This window comes from Nitrobacter hamburgensis X14 (assembly GCF_000013885.1).
GTDB classification, from domain to species: Bacteria; Pseudomonadota; Alphaproteobacteria; order Rhizobiales; family Xanthobacteraceae; genus Nitrobacter; species Nitrobacter hamburgensis.
The window spans coordinates 130481-145194 of the sequence record NC_007964.1; the positions used below are offsets into that span (position 1 = coordinate 130481).

Consider the following 14714-nt stretch of genomic DNA (forward strand, 5'->3'; position numbering starts at 1 on the left):
GTCCCCATCCGCCTGCTTGGGGTGGGATGTCTGCAATATAGAAAATCGACCGCCTTCGCGCAAGGAGGAGCGAACTGGTCGTCTCCTTGGCGCCGCCGCCGCCCTCAAACGGCTCGCCGACGGCCACAACGGATACCTGTCATCAAGGCGTCCGGCCTGCGCGGCCTTAAGGCTTGACGATAACCAGAATAACGATACCGACCATCAGTACTGTCACTACCTCATTGATAATACGATAGAATCTTTGACTCATCACATTCCGGTCGGCGGCGAAATCCCGTACGCGGCGGGCGAAATATCCGTGAATGGCGGACATCAGGATCACGAGCGCCAGCTTTCCTTGAAACCAGCCCACCGAATACCAATGGTGCGCCCACATCATATAAAGCCCGAGCCCCCAGGCCACCATCATCGCGGGATTGATGATCGCCTTGAAGAGCCGCCGTTCCATAACCTTGAACGTCTCGGATTGCTTCGAGCCAACCTCTGCATCGCAGTGATAAACGAACAGCCTTGGCAGGTAGAGCATCCCCGCCATCCAGGAAATGACGGCAATCACATGAAACGCTTTGATCCATTCGTACATCGGTCGTCTCGCTCAGGGTATTCCGGCCATCGTCGATCTGCTGGAACGTCTGACCCGCGTCAGCGTTGCCCTCGTGATGGATAGAGACCCGATCGGGGCGATATCCGCAAGCGACTCTCTGCTTAAAGTAAATTTTTAGATTCTTAAGTTTGAGTTTAAGTGACGGTGAATTGCGCCGGCGCAATACTGTCCTCGTTTTTTCAAACGCTTGCTCACATTGCCCGAGAGTCCATGGCATTCAGCGACAAATCCAAAGACCATCGCTACCTCAAATACTTACCTGTCATTCGCACATGATTATCAAGAGACAAGTCCACACGACCTCATTATCATCGGTGGCGTTTGGTGGAGTTTTCCATTCGCGAGACCTGTGAAGAAAAATCCCGGTTATCCCAAGGCCCTCGCGGGATCAGCGGTATCGCGGCTCAAACTCCACAGCGATACACAGGGTATACAGGGGTCATGGCGCCCATCACCGGCAGCAATTTTCATCTTCATCTGGTGTCCGATTCGACCGGCGAAACGCTGATCACAGTGTCGCGCGCGGTGGTCGCCCAATATGCTAATGTCACGCCAGTCGAACACGTCTACCCGCTGGTCCGTAGCCAGAAGCAACTCGACCGCGTTCTCGCGGAAATCGAGGAAGAACCGGGAATCGTTCTGTTCACGCTTCTGGAAAAGGATCTGGTGGAGCGCCTCGAGGCCAAGTGCCAGGAGATCAACAGCCCCAGCCTTTCGATTATCGGCCCCGTGATGCAGTTGTTTCAGGCCTATCTCGGTGCTGCCACGATCGGCCGCGTCGGCGCGCAACACACCCTGAACGCGGACTATTTCAGGCGCATCGACGCCTTGAACTACACCATGATGCATGACGACGGACAGCACGTCGAAGGCCTGGAGGAGGCGGATGTCGTTCTGGTCGGCGTATCGCGCACGTCGAAAACGCCAACGTCGATCTACCTTGCCAACCGCGGCATCCGTACCGCGAACGTGCCGCTGGTGCCCGGCATCGCGATTCCGCGTCAACTCGAATCGTTGAGGACGCCCCTGGTCGTCAGCCTTCATGCCGCGCCCGAGCGTCTCATTCAGGTCCGCCAGAACCGGCTGTTGAGCATTGGGACGAGGGCCGGCAATGACACCTATATTGATCGTCAATCGGTTGCCGATGAGGTGACCTATGCCCGCCGTCTGAGCGCAAAGCACGACTGGGTCCAACTGGACGTGACGCGCCGGTCGATCGAGGAGACCGCCGCGGCGATCATGAAGCTGTTTGCCGACCGGCAACGGCAGCGGCAGCCTGAGTAAGCACCGGCGATGGCGGTCTGGCGCGAACCAAAACCCCTGATCCTGGCATCGCAAAGCCGGGTGCGTCAGGCCTTGCTCGCCAATGCCGGCCTGTCATTCGAGGCAATTCCGGCCGCGATCGACGAGCGAGCGATTCAGCGGAGCTGTGGCCTGACCTCCGGCGCTGAGATCGCCGTTCGCCTGGCTTGCGAAAAAGCTCGTTACGTTTCGTTGCGCTCGCCCGGCCGCTACGTCATCGGGGCGGATCAGACGCTCGAATGCGATGGCCGTCTGTTCAACAAACCGGACGGACGCGTGGGGGCGGCTGAACATCTGCGTGCGCTGTCCGGCCGGACTCACGCGCTGCACGCCGCTGTCGCGATCGTGCGCGACGGCAGGCAGCTGTTTGAATATGTATCGGTCGCCCGCATGACGATGCGGGAACTGAGCGAGGACACGATCGAGGCCTATCTGAACGCGGCTGGAGATGAGGTCACGGCCAGCGTCGGCGCCTATCAGCTTGAAAACCTGGGCGTCCATCTGTTCAGTCGGGTCGAAGGCGACCATTTTTCCATTCTTGGCTTGCCGTTATTGCCGCTGCTTGCTTTTTTGCGCAGTCAGGGGTTGCTGTCACTGTGATATCGGAAGTTCGGACATGCTGGTGCTTGGGCTGACCGGATCGATCGGAATGGGAAAATCGACCACCGCTGAGCTTTTTTCGGAAGCCGGGGTTCCGGTTTACGATGCAGACGCGACCGTTCACAAAATTTATGAAGGAGAAGCGGCTCCGGCCATCGAGGCCGCGTTTCCCGGAACCACTGTCAACGGCAAAGTCGACCGCGAAAAGTTGTCGGCAAAGGTCGTGCACGACGCCGCGGCGATGAAGCGACTCGAGCAGATCGTGCATCCGATGTTACACGCCTACCGTCAGGCGTTTCTCGACCAGGCGGAGCAGTCCGGCGCGGCGGTGGCGGTGGTGGACGTGCCGCTGCTGTTTGAAACCGGCGGCGAAAAGCGTGTCGATGCGGTCGTCGTCGTTTCCACGACGCCGGAAGTGCAACGCGAGCGCATTCTGGCTCGGGGCAACATGACGGACGAAAAGCTGGACGCAATCCTGGCCCGGCAGTTGCCGGACGCTGAAAAGCGCAAGCGGGCGGATTTCGTAGTGGATACCTCGCACGGTCTTGATCACGTGCGCGCGCGAATCAGGGAAATCCTGGCCGAGGCTGCTAAAATGCCGCGGCGACGGCTCTGATTCTCAAGTTCAGCGGTAATCCATGCGCGAAATCGTCCTCGATATTGAAACCACCGGACTGGACCCGCTGCGCGGCGATCGCGTGGTTGAGATCGGGTGCGTTGAAATCTTCAATCGCATGCCGACGGGGCAGACATTTCACCGCTACATCAATCCGGAACGCGATATGCCGCAGGAAGCGTTTGCGGTGCACGGCCTGTCGAGTGAGTTCCTTGCCGAGAAACCGCTATTTACGCATATCGTGGATGATTTTCTGGAATTTATTGGTGACGCGCCGCTGGTGATCCACAATGCATCTTTCGATATCAGCTTCATCAATGCGGAACTCGATCGCCTCAAAATGCGGACGATCGGACGCGACCGGTTGGTGGATACGCTCCTGCTGGCGCGGCGGAAGCACCCAGGCGTGTCGAACCGGCTTGACGATCTCTGCTCGCGCTATGCCATTGACAACTCCCGCCGCACCAAACACGGCGCGTTGCTCGACGCCGAACTGCTTGCGGAAGTCTATATCGATCTGATCGGTGCGCGGCAGCCGCAACTGATCCTGGCGGAAACCGCGTCCCGTCGAACCGGCGGGACGCTGGATATGCCAAGACGTCAGCGAACTGTGCCTCTTGCGCCGCGCGTGACCGATGCCGACCGCATCGCACATCGGGACTTTGTCGCCACGCTCGGCGAGAAGGCGATCTGGAAGGAATTCGCCGGGACCGAGGCTTTGAAGCAGGCCGTTTCAGATTAGAGCGTTTTCGAGCGAAGTGGGCACCGGTTCGCGTGAAGAAAACGCGTCAAATCAAAATCATAGAGCCTCGCTTCTGATTCCATCAGAAGCGAAAACGCTCTAGCTCGGCTTTTGTTGCACCGCAGCCTGCCGTTCCATATTTTGCCGAAACATGCCTACGAAGTCGACCGGATCCAGCATCAGTGGTGGAAATCCGCCGTCGCGAACCGCCGTCGCAATAATCTCGCGAGCGAACGGGAACAGAAGCCGCGGGCACTCGATCATGACCAGCGGGGGCAGGTTTTCCTGCGGGACGTTGACGATCCGGAACAGGCCCGCATAGGCCAGTTCGAAGCGAAACATCAGCTTGTCGTTATGTTCGGCCTTGCCCTCGACCGTAAGCGTCACTTCGAATTCGTCCTGCGCCACATTGTTGGCGTTAACGTTGATCTGAACACTGATCGACGGCGGCTTCTGCTGAGGGGCGAGCGAAGACGGTGCATTGGGATTCTCGAAAGAGAGGTCCTTGGTGTACTGCGCCAGCACATTCAGCTGGGGTGAAGGGGCTCCCTCGGGAGGTGTGCCGTTGCCGTTGGTCATGGATGTCTCTCCTGGAACGTTCAAGCGAGGCCTGTGATGATGCGCCTGCTCGAGGGGGCAAAGTGCCGCGTCGGGGCGAGTGGCTATCATAAGCCTGCCGCTGTCCACAAGGACGGCGGACGCGCCGGGCAGTCTCGGGTCCCTCGGCCGGCGCCGCGGTCTCGCGTAGCCTCGGATATTCGGAAACCGCCGCCTTTTGCGCTGCCCAGTGGCTCAAACTGTTGAGGGGAACGCGTTTTCTCCCTGCAATCTGAATTTCCCCTTTGATCGGAAACGCGCTATTATTTGCCGAAGCTGGCAGTCAATGAGACCGCTCCTTGATCCCGTTCGTCGAGCCAGGCGCCCTTGGCTGGACCGGGTTTCGTACCTACCTCTACAGGAACAGGGCTGTCTGACGCGAACCTGTGGCCCACGCTGGACGAGATCCAGACCGATCAGAAAGTGAAGACGACGTGGATATTTACACCATCATTTTCCTGGCGCTGGCGGTTTTTATCTTCCTGCGTCTGCGCAGCGTCCTAGGACAGCGCACAGGAAGTGAGCGTCCGCCTTACGACCGTGCTACGCGGGAAGTCCTGCATGGTACGCAGGACAAGAACGTTGTCCCGATGGCAGGTCCCGTGATCGATCAGGCGTCGTCGGCGCCCACGGCCGATGCGGCGTCCACCCCCGATCGCTGGAAAAATCTGGCCGAGCCCGGCACGCCCCTCGCCCTCGGACTCGATGCCATTGCGGCTCATGATTCGTCCTTCGATCCGAAGCATTTCATCAGCGGCGCACGTAGTGCCTATGAGATGATCGTACTGGCATTCGCCAACGGGGATCGCCGGACTTTGAAGGATCTTCTGTCGTCGGACGTCTATGAAAGCTTTGATGCCGCCATCAAGGATCGGGAGAAACTCGAACAGAAAACGGAAACGCGATTTGTCTCAATCGACAAGGTCGAGTTGATCGGTGCGGAATTGAGGGATAGTGCGGAGCAATTGACCGTTCGTTTCATTTCGCAGATGATTTCGATGACCCGCGACAAGACCGGAGCAATCGTCGACGGAAATCCTGAGAAGATTTCCGATATCACCGATGTTTGGACGTTTGCCCGCGATATCCCTTCGCGCGATCCGAACTGGAAACTGGTTGGCACCGGCAGCACCGACTGACCTTTATCGGTTGAAAAGGTGCGCCGTCGGATTTTGCGTGGCCGCCGCGCTTGTGCCTGTCGCGGTCGAAGCTCATGACACCCGTCATCGTCCGGCCTGGCCGCTCGAGATCGCGGGCGGCCAATATATACCGGTCTCATGGGCCGAGATCGCCGGCTGGAACGACGACAATCATCTTGATGCATTCAAGGCTTTTCGCGCGAGCTGCCGTGCGGTCACCGCACGACGGATCTCGGCCGTCGGCCAGAAGGCGCTCGGCACATCATTGCGAGAGCCGTGCCGCGTCGCGAAGATGGCGGCTATATCGGACGATGCCAAAGCCCGCGCCTTCTTCGAAACCCGTTTCCGGGCGGTGCGAATTTCACGTCTCGGCGAAACCGACGGCTTTGTCACCGGCTATTACGAGCCGATCATCGACGGATCGCGCACCAGGACGGATACCTACACCGTGCCGGTTTATCGGCGTCCCTCGAATCTTTTCGTCCGGGGGTTCACGCAGGGCGCACCGAGCCTGCCGAACAGCGGGCCGGTGTATCGCAAGATCGGCCGCCGAAAGCTGGTGCCCTACTATGATCGCGCTGAAATCGAGGATGGCGCGATCGCGGGCCGCGGCCTCGAAATCTGCTGGCTCAAGAGCCAGACCGATCTGCTCTTCACGCAAATCCAAGGCTCCGCGCGAGTTCGGCTCGAGGATGGCTCGACCATACGCATCAACTACGATTCCTATAACGGATATCCCTATACCGCGGTCGGTCGTATCCTGATCGAGCGCAACATCGTCCCGAAAGATCAGATGTCGATGCAACGCATCAGGCAGTGGATGAATGAGAACCCGGATGGCGCTATCGAGCTGCGCCGCCAGAACCGGTCATATGTCTTCTTCCGCGAGGTGAAGCTTTCGGACAACGACGAGGCGGTCGGTGCACAGGGCGTGCCGCTGGCGCCGGGCCGGTCGATCGCGGTCGATAAATCGCTACATGTCTACGGCACGCCATTCTTCATCGAAGGCGAATTGCCGATCGAATCCGAGCAGGCGAAAACGCCGTTCCATCGACTGATGATCGCGCAGGATACCGGCTCGGCGATTCTTGGTCCGGCCCGCGCGGACCTTTACTTCGGCGCAGGTCCGGAAGCGGGGCGCGTGTCGGGCCGCCTGCGGCACAATATGCAGTTCGTGATGCTGGTTCCGAACAGCCTCGATCCCGTCGCCCGCGGCAGAACCATGCCGCTTCCGGAAACCCGGCCGTCGGCAAGGATCGCAAAACTGTTTCCGCAGAAGAAGAACCAGAAGCCGGACGATCCCAAGGTCGCCCCACAGCAGTCTGCACCGTCCGCGGTCGTCCCGGCGGGCCAGCCGGCCAGGGCTGCTCTCGTGTCCGCGGCGAAAGCTGCGCCGCCAGAAGCCGTTCCGCTCCCGGCAGTTCGGCCCGAAGTGATGCCCGGTCCCCATCAAGCGCGACGTCACTATCATCGCCGCCACCATCGTCATGAGCGACGTCGTAACCCACGATGAAACGGTTGCCCCCTCGAATATCGGATCTGCCAGCGCCGTCGCGGCGTCGGCGTGCGTTGACCGGCGAAGAGCGCGAATTATGGGAAAGCGTCGCGAAACAAGCAAAGCCGCTGCGGAAAACGGCCCGGCTCTGGACGTCGCTGGAAGGGGCTTTGTCCGGCGCGCCCGACCCGGCCCGCGAAGCGGCAGCGAAAGCCGTTGCAGTCGCGCCAGCGAACCTCAAACCTTCAAGACCGGTACCGCCGCCATTGACGCTGCTCAGCCGGCGCGAGCGCGCGCGATTGTCACGTGGCAAACAGGATATCGAGGCGCGGATCGATCTGCACGGCATGACGCAGGCCCGCGCCCATCGGGCGCTGCACAACTTTCTGCTGCGCGCCAGCGGCGACGGCCTGCGGTTTGTCCTCGTCATCACCGGCAAGGGCCGGGCGGCTGGTCTCGACCCCAGCCGCGGCATCCTGCGCCAGCAGGTCCCGGAATGGCTCGGGCTTCCCGAGTTTCGCACGCTCGTGGTGGGATTCGAACAGGCCCATATCGGCCACGGCGGCGAAGGCGCGCTTTATGTGCGTGTGCGGCGGCGCCGTTAGAGTCTGTTTCACCTGCGTTGAATCAGACTCTAACCTTATCCTTTTGTTTGAGCATGATCTTATCCGAAAACCGGTTTCCACTTCGGGATCATGCTCCAGGTGCTCAGCTGCGCTCTCAAAGAATAAACCGGCTCAGGTCAGCGTTCTTGGCGAGGTCGCCGATATGCTTCTGGACATATCCGGCGTCGATACGAACCGTTTCGCCGTTGCGATCGGGGGCCGAGAATGAAATGTCGTCGAGCACGCGTTCCATGACGGTCTGTAACCGTCGCGCACCGATGTTCTCGACCGTCGAGTTCACCGCGACCGCGATATCCGCCAGCGCATCGATGGCATCGTCGGTGATGTCGAGCGTGACGCCCTCGGTCTGCATCAATGCGACGTACTGCTTGATGAGGGAGGCCTCGGGTTCGGTCAGGATGCGCCGCATGTCGTTGCGCGTCAGAGCGTCCAGTTCGACGCGGATCGGCAGCCGGCCCTGCAATTCGGGCAGCAGATCCGACGGCTTGGCAATGTGAAACGCCCCTGACGCGATGAACAGGATATGGTCTGTTTTCACCGCACCGTGTTTGGTGGAGACCGTCGTTCCCTCGATCAGCGGCAGCAGGTCGCGCTGCACGCCTTCGCGCGACACGTCGCCGCCGCTGCGGCCGTCACGCACGCAGATCTTGTCGATCTCGTCGAGAAACACGATGCCGTTGTTCTCGACGGCCGCGATCGCTTCCTGCGTGAGCTGATCGCTGTCGAGCAGCTTGTCGGATTCCTCGTTGACCAGGATTTCATAGGAGTCGACAACGGTCAGCCGGCGGGTCTTGGTCCGACCGCCCATCTTGCCGAAAATATCGCCGATCGAGATCGCGCCGACCTGCGCTCCGGGCATGCCCGGAATCTCGAACATCGGTGCGCCGCCGGACGATTGCGTCTCGATCTCGATTTCCTTGTCGTTGAGGTCGCCGGCCCGCAGCTTCCTGCGAAAGGAATCGCGCGTTGCGGCGCTCGCATTGGCGCCGACCAGGGCATCGAGAACGCGCTCCTCCGCGGCAAGCTGCGCGCGCGCCTGTACGTCCTTGCGCTTGCGCTCGCGGGTCTGGCCGATCGCGACCTCCACCAGATCGCGGACGATCTGTTCGACGTCGCGTCCGACGTATCCCACTTCGGTGAACTTCGTGGCCTCAACCTTGATGAAGGGCGCGTTGGCAAGCTTTGCCAGCCGTCGCGCGATCTCCGTCTTGCCGACGCCGGTCGGGCCGATCATCAGGATGTTCTTCGGCAGCACCTCCTCGCGCATCGATCCGGTCAACTGCTGGCGCCGCCAGCGATTGCGCAAGGCGATGGAGACGGCGCGCTTGGCGTCGGTCTGGCCGACGATGAAACGGTCGAGTTCGGAAACGATTTCGCGAGGGGAGAAGTGCGTCATGATCTCGAAGATAGGTTGAATCGTGGTGGGAACAAGCAATCGGGTCGTTCGCGTGCGAGCGGAATGCACAGTCCGGCATCGCTCAATCCGTGGACAACGTCTCGATCGTCAGGTTTCGGTTGGTATAAACGCAGATGTCGGCGGCGATATCGAGTGAGCGGCGGACAATCGTTTCCGCATCCTTGTCGGAATCGATCAACGCCCGCGCGGCGGAAAGCGCGTAGTTTCCGCCGGAGCCGATCGCCATCACGCCGGCCTCCGGCTCCAGAACGTCCCCGGTGCCGGTCAGGACCAGCGACACGTCCTTGTCTGCGACGAGCATCATGGCTTCGAGCCGCCGCAGATAGCGGTCGGTGCGCCAGTCCTTGGCGAGTTCGACCGCGGCGCGGGTGAGCTGGCCGGGGTACTGCTCGAGTTTGCTCTCCAGCCGTTCGAACAGGGTGAAGGCATCGGCGGTGGCGCCGGCGAACCCGCCGATCACGTCGCCTTTTCCGAGCTTCCGGACCTTCTTCGCGTTGGATTTGATGACGGTCTGTCCGATCGAGACCTGGCCGTCTCCGCCAATAACGACCTTGCCGCCCTTGCGGACGGTCAGGATCGTGGTGCCGTGCCACACCTCCGGCTGTGATGCTTGCATCTGAACCCCTTCATGATCCGCCAGATTTAGGCGTTGCGGCGCGGCGTTGCAATCGGCGTTCGATTTACGCGGATTCCGGCCACCATAGTCCGAAGAACATCGCCAAAGTGCATCATCCCGCAGTAGCGAAGGAGGCGTGAGCCTGTTAAAAGAGCCTGGTTTTACCGGGCGCGGTCAGGCTGCGCTCCGGATCGTTAAATGGCGCATGATCTTATCGCCAACCGCTCACACTTTGGCGGATCATGCGCGACGTGGAGAGCCCTTTTTCATGCGCACGGCGACCATCAAGCGCAAAACCAAGGAAACCGACATCGAGGTCGCGGTAAATCTCGATGGCTCCGGTGTGTCCAGCGTTGCGACCGGCATCGGCTTTTTTGACCACATGCTGGATCTGCTTGCCCGCCATTCGCGTATCGACATCATGGTCAAGGCCGACGGCGACCTCCACGTCGATTATCACCACACCACGGAAGATGTCGGTATCGCGCTGGGCCAGGCGGTGAAGCAGGCGCTCGGCACGATGGCCGGCATCACCCGCTATGCCTGCGCCCATATGCCCATGGACGAGACGCTGTCCCGTGTCGTGATCGACATTTCGGGGCGCCCGATGCTCGTGTTCAAGGTCGAGTTCCCACGCGACAAGATAGGTGAATTCGACACGGAGCTGGTGCGGGAATGGTTCAATGCCTTTGCGGTCAATGCGGGCGTGACTTTGCACGTTGAGACCCTATATGGCGAGAACAGCCATCATATCGCCGAATCCTGCTTCAAGGGTCTGGCGCGGGCGCTTCGTGCGGCGGTGGCGATCGATCCGCGCGCTGCGGGCGAAGTGCCATCAACAAAGGGTCAGCTCGGCGGCTGACCGTCCTGTTGTCGGCGGAGAGTGCAATGTCGGTCTATACAGTCCATGCGCCACCGGTCGACGGGACGGACGTGCGCGGCACCACGGATAAATTCGTGTTCGTTCGCGATGGCTTTTCGTTTTGGGCCTTTGTGTTCGGTCCGGTGTGGCTGCTTTATCAACGGCTTTGGCTGGCGTTCGCGGGATACATGGTCCTGTCGATCGCGCTGGAAGTCGTGCTGACGCTGCTGCACGCCGGCTCCGGCATGCGATCCATCGTCATGTTGCTGATTGCGGTCCTGATGGGACTGGAAGCGGCGAGCTTGCGGCGCTGGACGTTGTCGCGGGGCAAGTGGCGTCAGTTCGATGTCGTGGTCGCGGATGACGAAGAGGCCGCCGAGCGGCGTTTTTTCGATCGCTGGACGATGACGCGAGGTGTGAACTTCGACCCGTCAACCGTCGATCGCGGCGCCCCGCCGCCGACCCGTAACGGGCCGGGCCAGCCGTCAACGCCGCGGAGCGACATTGTCGGCCTGTTCCCGCAACCCGGGTTTCCGCGGTGAGTGCTGCGATCATCGACTATGGCTCCGGCAATCTTCATTCGGCCGCGAAGGCGTTTGAGTGCGCGGCGCGCGGCATGGAAGGTATGGAAAAGATCGTCGTGACCCGCGATCCCGACGTGGTATTCCGGGCCGATCGCGTGGTGCTGCCCGGCGTCGGCGCGTTCGCCGATTGCCGCAGGGGCCTCGATGCGCTCGATGGCATGGTCCAGGCCCTGACGGAGGTTGTACGCGACAAGGCGCGCCCGTTTTTGGGCATTTGCGTCGGGATGCAGCTCATGGCGACGCGGGGCAAGGAGCATGTCACGACCGATGGGCTCGGCTGGATCGCGGGCGATGTCGAAAAAATTTCGCCGCGCGACGAGAGCCTGAAGATTCCGCATATGGGCTGGAATACGCTCGATCCGGTGCGGGAGCATCCGGTGCTTGAGGGTCTCCCGTTGGGACCGAAAGGCCGTCACGCCTATTTCGTGCATTCCTATCAGTTGAACGCCGCCAACGAGAGCGATGTGCTCGCGCGGGCCGACTACGGTGGTCCGGTGACGGCGATCGTCGGCAAGGACACCGCGATCGGCACCCAGTTCCACCCCGAGAAGAGTCAGCGGTTCGGGCTGGCGCTGATCGCCAATTTCCTGAAGTGGAAGCCGTGATTCTTTTCCCCGCCATCGACCTCAAGGACGGTCAGTGCGTTCGCCTCGAGCAGGGCGACATGGCGCGCGCGACGGTGTTCAATTTCGATCCCGCGGAACAGGCGCGCGCCTTCGCGTCGCAAGGCTTCGAATATCTCCACGTGGTCGATCTTGACGGGGCGTTCGCCGGCAGGCCGGTGAATGCGGACGCGGTGGAGCGGATGCTGAAAAACGTCGCCATGCCGGTACAGCTTGGCGGCGGCATTCGAGACCTGAAGACCGTCGAGGCGTGGCTCAAGAAAGGCATCACGCGCGTCATCATCGGCACGGCGGCGGTGCGCGATCCTGTTCTGGTCAAGGAAGCGGCCAAGGCGTTTCCGGGGCGCGTGGCGGTCGGTCTCGATGCGCGTGACGGCAAGGTTGCGGTCGAGGGCTGGGCCGAGACGTCGGAAGTGACCGCGCTCGACATCGCGCGACGGTTCGAGGACGCCGGCATCGCGGCGATCATCTTCACCGATATCGCCCGCGACGGCTTGCTGAAGGGGCTCAACCTCGACGCCACTATCGCGCTCGCCGACAGCATTTCAATTCCGGTGATTGCGTCCGGCGGCTTCGCCTCCATCGCGGATGTGAAGGCGCTGCTCGCGCCGCGCGCGAAGAAGCTGGCGGGCGCCATTGCCGGACGGGCGCTCTATGACGGCCGGCTCGATCCGGCCGAGGCGCTGGCGCTGATCCGCGCCGCGCGCGCGGCGGCCTGAGGGTATTGGGACGCGATGTTCAAGGTCCGTGTCATACCCTGTCTTGATGTAAAGGATGGCCGGGTCGTCAAGGGCGTCAACTTCGTGGACTTGCGCGATGCCGGCGACCCGGTGGAAGCGGCGGTCGCATACGATGCTGCCGGCGCCGACGAGCTCACCTTTCTTGACATCACCGCGACGCACGAAAATCGTGGCATCATGCTCGATGTGGTCCGACGCACGGCGGAGGCCTGCTTCATGCCGGTGACCGTGGGCGGCGGCGTCCGCACCATCGATGACATCCGCACCTTGCTTCGCTCCGGTGCGGACAAGGTCTCGATCAACAGCGCAGCGGTCAGCCGGCGTGAGTTCGTCAAGGAGGCCGCGGAAAAGTTCGGCGACCAGTGCATCGTGGTCGCGATCGACGCCAAGCGGGTGTCGAGGGCCGGCGGCTCGGACCGCTGGGAAATCTTCACCCATGGCGGCCGCAAATCCACCGGCATCGATGCGATCGACTATGCCCAGGAGGTGGTGTCGCTCGGCGCCGGCGAAATCCTGCTGACCTCGATGGATCGCGACGGCACCCGCCAGGGTTTTGATCTGCCGCTGACCCGGCTGGTGGCCGACAGTGTTTCCGTGCCGGTGATCGCGTCCGGCGGTGTCGGCAATCTCGATCACCTGGTCGACGGGATTCGCGAAGGCCATGCCACGGCGGTTCTCGCCGCATCGATCTTTCATTTCGGGGAATTTACCATTCGCCAAGCCAAGGACCACATGGCCCGCGCCGGGTTGCCGATGCGGCTCGATCCCTGACGACTCCCGATCGCGGAAGTGGTAAGTCTTCGGACTTATCGCGCTCACAGGTGTGGCCAGCGGGAAGACGAGACCAGTAGCATGCCGCGTTTCACGATCCATGATCTTGCCGCCACCATCGACGCTCGGGCTGCGTCCGGCGGCGATGCGTCCTACACGCGAAAGCTGCTCGACAAGGGCTCCGGGCATTGCGCCAAGAAGTTTGGCGAGGAAGCCGTCGAGACGGTGATCGCAGCGATCGAGAATGACCGGCATCATCTGATCGCCGAGGGCGCCGATCTGATGTTTCACTTCCTCGTGCTGTTGAAGGCTAGGGGCGTGACATTCGAGGATATCGAATTTGCCCTGGCGCAGCGCACGACGATGTCGGGACTCGAAGAGAAAGCTGCACGCAATCGCGAGTAGCCGGGGCGAGCTTGATGGATTTGCGAGCCGAACAGCAGCAATATAATCCGTACCGGATTTTCTCCCGTTCCGAGTGGGCGAAGTTACGCGACGACATGCCGATGACGCTGGCTGCGGACGAAATCGCGGCATTGCGGTCGATGCATGATCGCCTCGATCTCACTGAGGTCGAAGAGATTTATTTGCCTTTATCCAGACTGCTCTCGATCTATGTGGCGTCGATGCAGCGGCTCTTTGTCGCCCAGCGAAGGTTTCTCGGTATCCAGGATCGCAAGGTGCCGTATATCATCGGCGTGGCCGGCTCCGTTGCGGTCGGAAAATCGACCACGGCCCGCGTGCTGCAGGCGCTGCTCGCACGGTGGTCTCCAGGCCCCAAGGTCGATCTCATCACCACCGACGGCTTTCTGTTTCCGAACGCGGTGCTTGAGCGACATGGCTTGATGCAGAAAAAAGGTTTTCCGGAGAGTTACAAACTGCCGATGCTGCTGGCGTTTCTCAGCGACATCAAGGCGGGCCGCGCGCCGGTGCGCGCGCCGGTTTACTCGCATCTGACCTATGACATCGTGCCCAAGAGCTGGATCGAGGTCAGTCAACCCGATATCCTGATTGTCGAAGGCGTCAACGTTTTGCAGACCGGTCGGCTGCCGCGCGACGGCAGGGCCGTTCCGGTTGTTTCCGACTTCTTCGACTTCTCGGTCTATCTCGACGCCGAAGAACCGGTGCTGCGCGACTGGTACGTGAAGCGCTTCCTCGCCCTGCGGGATACGGCCTTCCACGACCCGCGATCCTACTTTCACCGCTACGCGCTGCTGTCGGACGACGAGGCGACCGCAACGGCCATCGCAATCTGGGAACGCACCAACCGCGCGAATCTCGAGGACAACATCCTGCCGACACGGCCGCGGGCGACGCTGATTCTCAAAAAGGGAGCCGACCATGTCGTCGAGCAGGTCGCGCTAAGGCGGCTTTAAA

General features: G+C 61.2%; 18 protein-coding genes. 14 read left to right on the forward strand and 4 right to left on the reverse strand.

Going from position 1 to position 14714, the window contains the following annotated elements:
* Positions 1–166: 166 nt before the first annotated feature.
* Positions 167–586 (reverse strand): protoporphyrinogen oxidase HemJ, encoded by a 420-nt coding sequence (gene hemJ / locus NHAM_RS00555; protein ID WP_011508719.1) that lies wholly within the window; start codon positions 584–586, stop codon positions 167–169.
* Between the two features lie 462 nt (positions 587–1048).
* On the opposite strand from hemJ, the gene NHAM_RS00560 reads away from it, so the two are divergent.
* Genes NHAM_RS00560 through dnaQ form a run of 4 tightly spaced genes read left to right on the forward strand, consistent with a single transcriptional unit; the run spans position 1049 to position 3867 of the window.
* The gene (locus NHAM_RS00560; protein WP_011508720.1) at positions 1049–1891 is read left to right on the forward strand and encodes a pyruvate, water dikinase regulatory protein; all 843 of its coding nucleotides are present in this window, start codon (positions 1049–1051) and stop codon (positions 1889–1891) included.
* 9 nt (positions 1892–1900) lie between these two features.
* Positions 1901–2509 (forward strand): Maf family protein, encoded by a 609-nt coding sequence (locus NHAM_RS00565; protein WP_011508721.1) that lies wholly within the window; start codon positions 1901–1903, stop codon positions 2507–2509.
* 16 nt (positions 2510–2525) lie between these two features.
* On the forward strand, positions 2526–3125 hold the full coding sequence (coaE, locus tag NHAM_RS00570; RefSeq protein WP_011508722.1) for a dephospho-CoA kinase: 600 nt from the start codon (positions 2526–2528) through the stop codon (positions 3123–3125).
* 22 nt (positions 3126–3147) lie between these two features.
* Positions 3148–3867 (forward strand): DNA polymerase III subunit epsilon, encoded by a 720-nt coding sequence (dnaQ, locus tag NHAM_RS00575; protein ID WP_011508723.1) that lies wholly within the window; start codon positions 3148–3150, stop codon positions 3865–3867.
* A gap of 99 nt (positions 3868–3966) precedes the next feature.
* On the opposite strand, the gene secB is transcribed toward dnaQ, so the two are convergent.
* On the reverse strand, positions 3967–4446 hold the full coding sequence (gene secB / locus NHAM_RS00580) for a protein-export chaperone SecB (RefSeq protein ID WP_011508724.1): 480 nt from the start codon (positions 4444–4446) through the stop codon (positions 3967–3969).
* Between the two features lie 452 nt (positions 4447–4898).
* Between secB and NHAM_RS00585 the strand changes: the two genes are divergently transcribed.
* From NHAM_RS00585 to NHAM_RS00595, 3 genes are read left to right on the forward strand one after another with little or no spacing between them, the layout of a single operon-like run.
* Entirely contained in the window at positions 4899–5603 is a 705-nt protein-coding gene (locus NHAM_RS00585; protein WP_011508725.1) for a Tim44/TimA family putative adaptor protein, read from the forward strand.
* Positions 5527–7116 carry a murein transglycosylase A gene (gene mltA, locus NHAM_RS00590; RefSeq protein ID WP_081434924.1) on the forward strand — a complete coding sequence of 530 codons (1590 nt, stop codon included), beginning with the start codon at positions 5527–5529 and terminating at the stop codon, positions 7114–7116. The genes NHAM_RS00585 and mltA overlap by 77 nt, the downstream gene beginning before the upstream one ends.
* Entirely contained in the window at positions 7113–7703 is a 591-nt protein-coding gene (locus tag NHAM_RS00595) for a Smr/MutS family protein (protein WP_011508727.1), read from the forward strand. Before mltA ends, NHAM_RS00595 begins: the two co-directional genes overlap by 4 nt.
* Before the next feature lie 115 nt (positions 7704–7818).
* Here the strand turns inward: NHAM_RS00595 and hslU are convergent, their stop codons facing one another.
* On the reverse strand, positions 7819–9120 hold the full coding sequence (gene hslU, locus NHAM_RS00600; RefSeq protein ID WP_011508728.1) for an ATP-dependent protease ATPase subunit HslU: 1302 nt from the start codon (positions 9118–9120) through the stop codon (positions 7819–7821).
* 82 nt (positions 9121–9202) lie between these two features.
* A complete protein-coding gene (gene hslV, locus NHAM_RS00605; RefSeq protein ID WP_011508729.1) occupies positions 9203–9757 on the reverse strand; it encodes an ATP-dependent protease subunit HslV in 555 nt (184 codons plus the stop codon).
* Between the two features lie 268 nt (positions 9758–10025).
* On the opposite strand from hslV, the gene hisB reads away from it, so the two are divergent.
* The 7 genes from hisB to coaA all read left to right on the forward strand — a co-directional run bounded on the left by hisB (position 10026) and on the right by coaA (position 14713).
* Complete coding sequence (hisB, locus tag NHAM_RS00610) at positions 10026–10619, forward strand: imidazoleglycerol-phosphate dehydratase HisB (RefSeq protein ID WP_011508730.1); 594 nt, start codon at positions 10026–10028, stop codon at positions 10617–10619.
* Positions 10620–10645: 26 nt separating this feature from the next.
* Positions 10646–11161 carry a DUF2628 domain-containing protein gene (locus NHAM_RS00615; RefSeq protein ID WP_011508731.1) on the forward strand — a complete coding sequence of 172 codons (516 nt, stop codon included), beginning with the start codon at positions 10646–10648 and terminating at the stop codon, positions 11159–11161.
* Complete coding sequence (gene hisH, locus NHAM_RS00620; protein ID WP_011508732.1) at positions 11158–11808, forward strand: imidazole glycerol phosphate synthase subunit HisH; 651 nt, start codon at positions 11158–11160, stop codon at positions 11806–11808. The genes NHAM_RS00615 and hisH overlap by 4 nt, the downstream gene beginning before the upstream one ends.
* Positions 11796–12545, forward strand: coding sequence for a 1-(5-phosphoribosyl)-5-[(5-phosphoribosylamino)methylideneamino]imidazole-4-carboxamide isomerase (hisA, locus tag NHAM_RS00625; protein WP_198136976.1), 750 nt, complete (start codon positions 11796–11798; stop codon positions 12543–12545). The genes hisH and hisA overlap by 13 nt, the downstream gene beginning before the upstream one ends.
* 15 nt (positions 12546–12560) lie before the next feature.
* Complete coding sequence (gene hisF, locus NHAM_RS00630; protein WP_011508734.1) at positions 12561–13337, forward strand: imidazole glycerol phosphate synthase subunit HisF; 777 nt, start codon at positions 12561–12563, stop codon at positions 13335–13337.
* Positions 13338–13418: 81 nt separating this feature from the next.
* A complete protein-coding gene (locus NHAM_RS00635; RefSeq protein WP_011508735.1) occupies positions 13419–13742 on the forward strand; it encodes a phosphoribosyl-ATP diphosphatase in 324 nt (107 codons plus the stop codon).
* A 14-nt stretch (positions 13743–13756) separates the two neighbouring features.
* Positions 13757–14713, forward strand: a complete 957-nt coding sequence (gene coaA, locus NHAM_RS00640) for a type I pantothenate kinase (RefSeq protein WP_011508736.1) — start codon at positions 13757–13759, stop codon at positions 14711–14713.
* Position 14714 lies beyond the last annotated feature (1 nt).

What these genes read in the sequence shown, in the direction of transcription:
- hemJ (WP_011508719.1), bottom strand. Translation starts at nt 586, where the DNA reads ATGTACGAATGGATCAAAGCGTTTCATGTGATTGCCGTCATTTCCTGG.
- NHAM_RS00560 (WP_011508720.1), top strand. Translation starts at nt 1,049, where the DNA reads ATGGCGCCCATCACCGGCAGCAATTTTCATCTTCATCTGGTGTCCGAT.
- NHAM_RS00565 (WP_011508721.1), top strand. Translation starts at nt 1,901, where the DNA reads ATGGCGGTCTGGCGCGAACCAAAACCCCTGATCCTGGCATCGCAAAGC.
- coaE (WP_011508722.1), top strand. Translation starts at nt 2,526, where the DNA reads ATGCTGGTGCTTGGGCTGACCGGATCGATCGGAATGGGAAAATCGACC.
- dnaQ (WP_011508723.1), top strand. Translation starts at nt 3,148, where the DNA reads ATGCGCGAAATCGTCCTCGATATTGAAACCACCGGACTGGACCCGCTG.
- secB (WP_011508724.1), bottom strand. Translation starts at nt 4,446, where the DNA reads ATGACCAACGGCAACGGCACACCTCCCGAGGGAGCCCCTTCACCCCAG.
- mltA (WP_081434924.1), top strand. Translation starts at nt 5,527, where the DNA reads ATGTTTGGACGTTTGCCCGCGATATCCCTTCGCGCGATCCGAACTGGA.
- NHAM_RS00595 (WP_011508727.1), top strand. Translation starts at nt 7,113, where the DNA reads ATGAAACGGTTGCCCCCTCGAATATCGGATCTGCCAGCGCCGTCGCGG.
- hslU (WP_011508728.1), bottom strand. Translation starts at nt 9,120, where the DNA reads ATGACGCACTTCTCCCCTCGCGAAATCGTTTCCGAACTCGACCGTTTC.
- hslV (WP_011508729.1), bottom strand. Translation starts at nt 9,757, where the DNA reads ATGCAAGCATCACAGCCGGAGGTGTGGCACGGCACCACGATCCTGACC.
- hisB (WP_011508730.1), top strand. Translation starts at nt 10,026, where the DNA reads ATGCGCACGGCGACCATCAAGCGCAAAACCAAGGAAACCGACATCGAG.
- NHAM_RS00615 (WP_011508731.1), top strand. Translation starts at nt 10,646, where the DNA reads ATGTCGGTCTATACAGTCCATGCGCCACCGGTCGACGGGACGGACGTG.
- hisF (WP_011508734.1), top strand. Translation starts at nt 12,561, where the DNA reads ATGTTCAAGGTCCGTGTCATACCCTGTCTTGATGTAAAGGATGGCCGG.
- NHAM_RS00635 (WP_011508735.1), top strand. Translation starts at nt 13,419, where the DNA reads ATGCCGCGTTTCACGATCCATGATCTTGCCGCCACCATCGACGCTCGG.
- coaA (WP_011508736.1), top strand. Translation starts at nt 13,757, where the DNA reads ATGGATTTGCGAGCCGAACAGCAGCAATATAATCCGTACCGGATTTTC.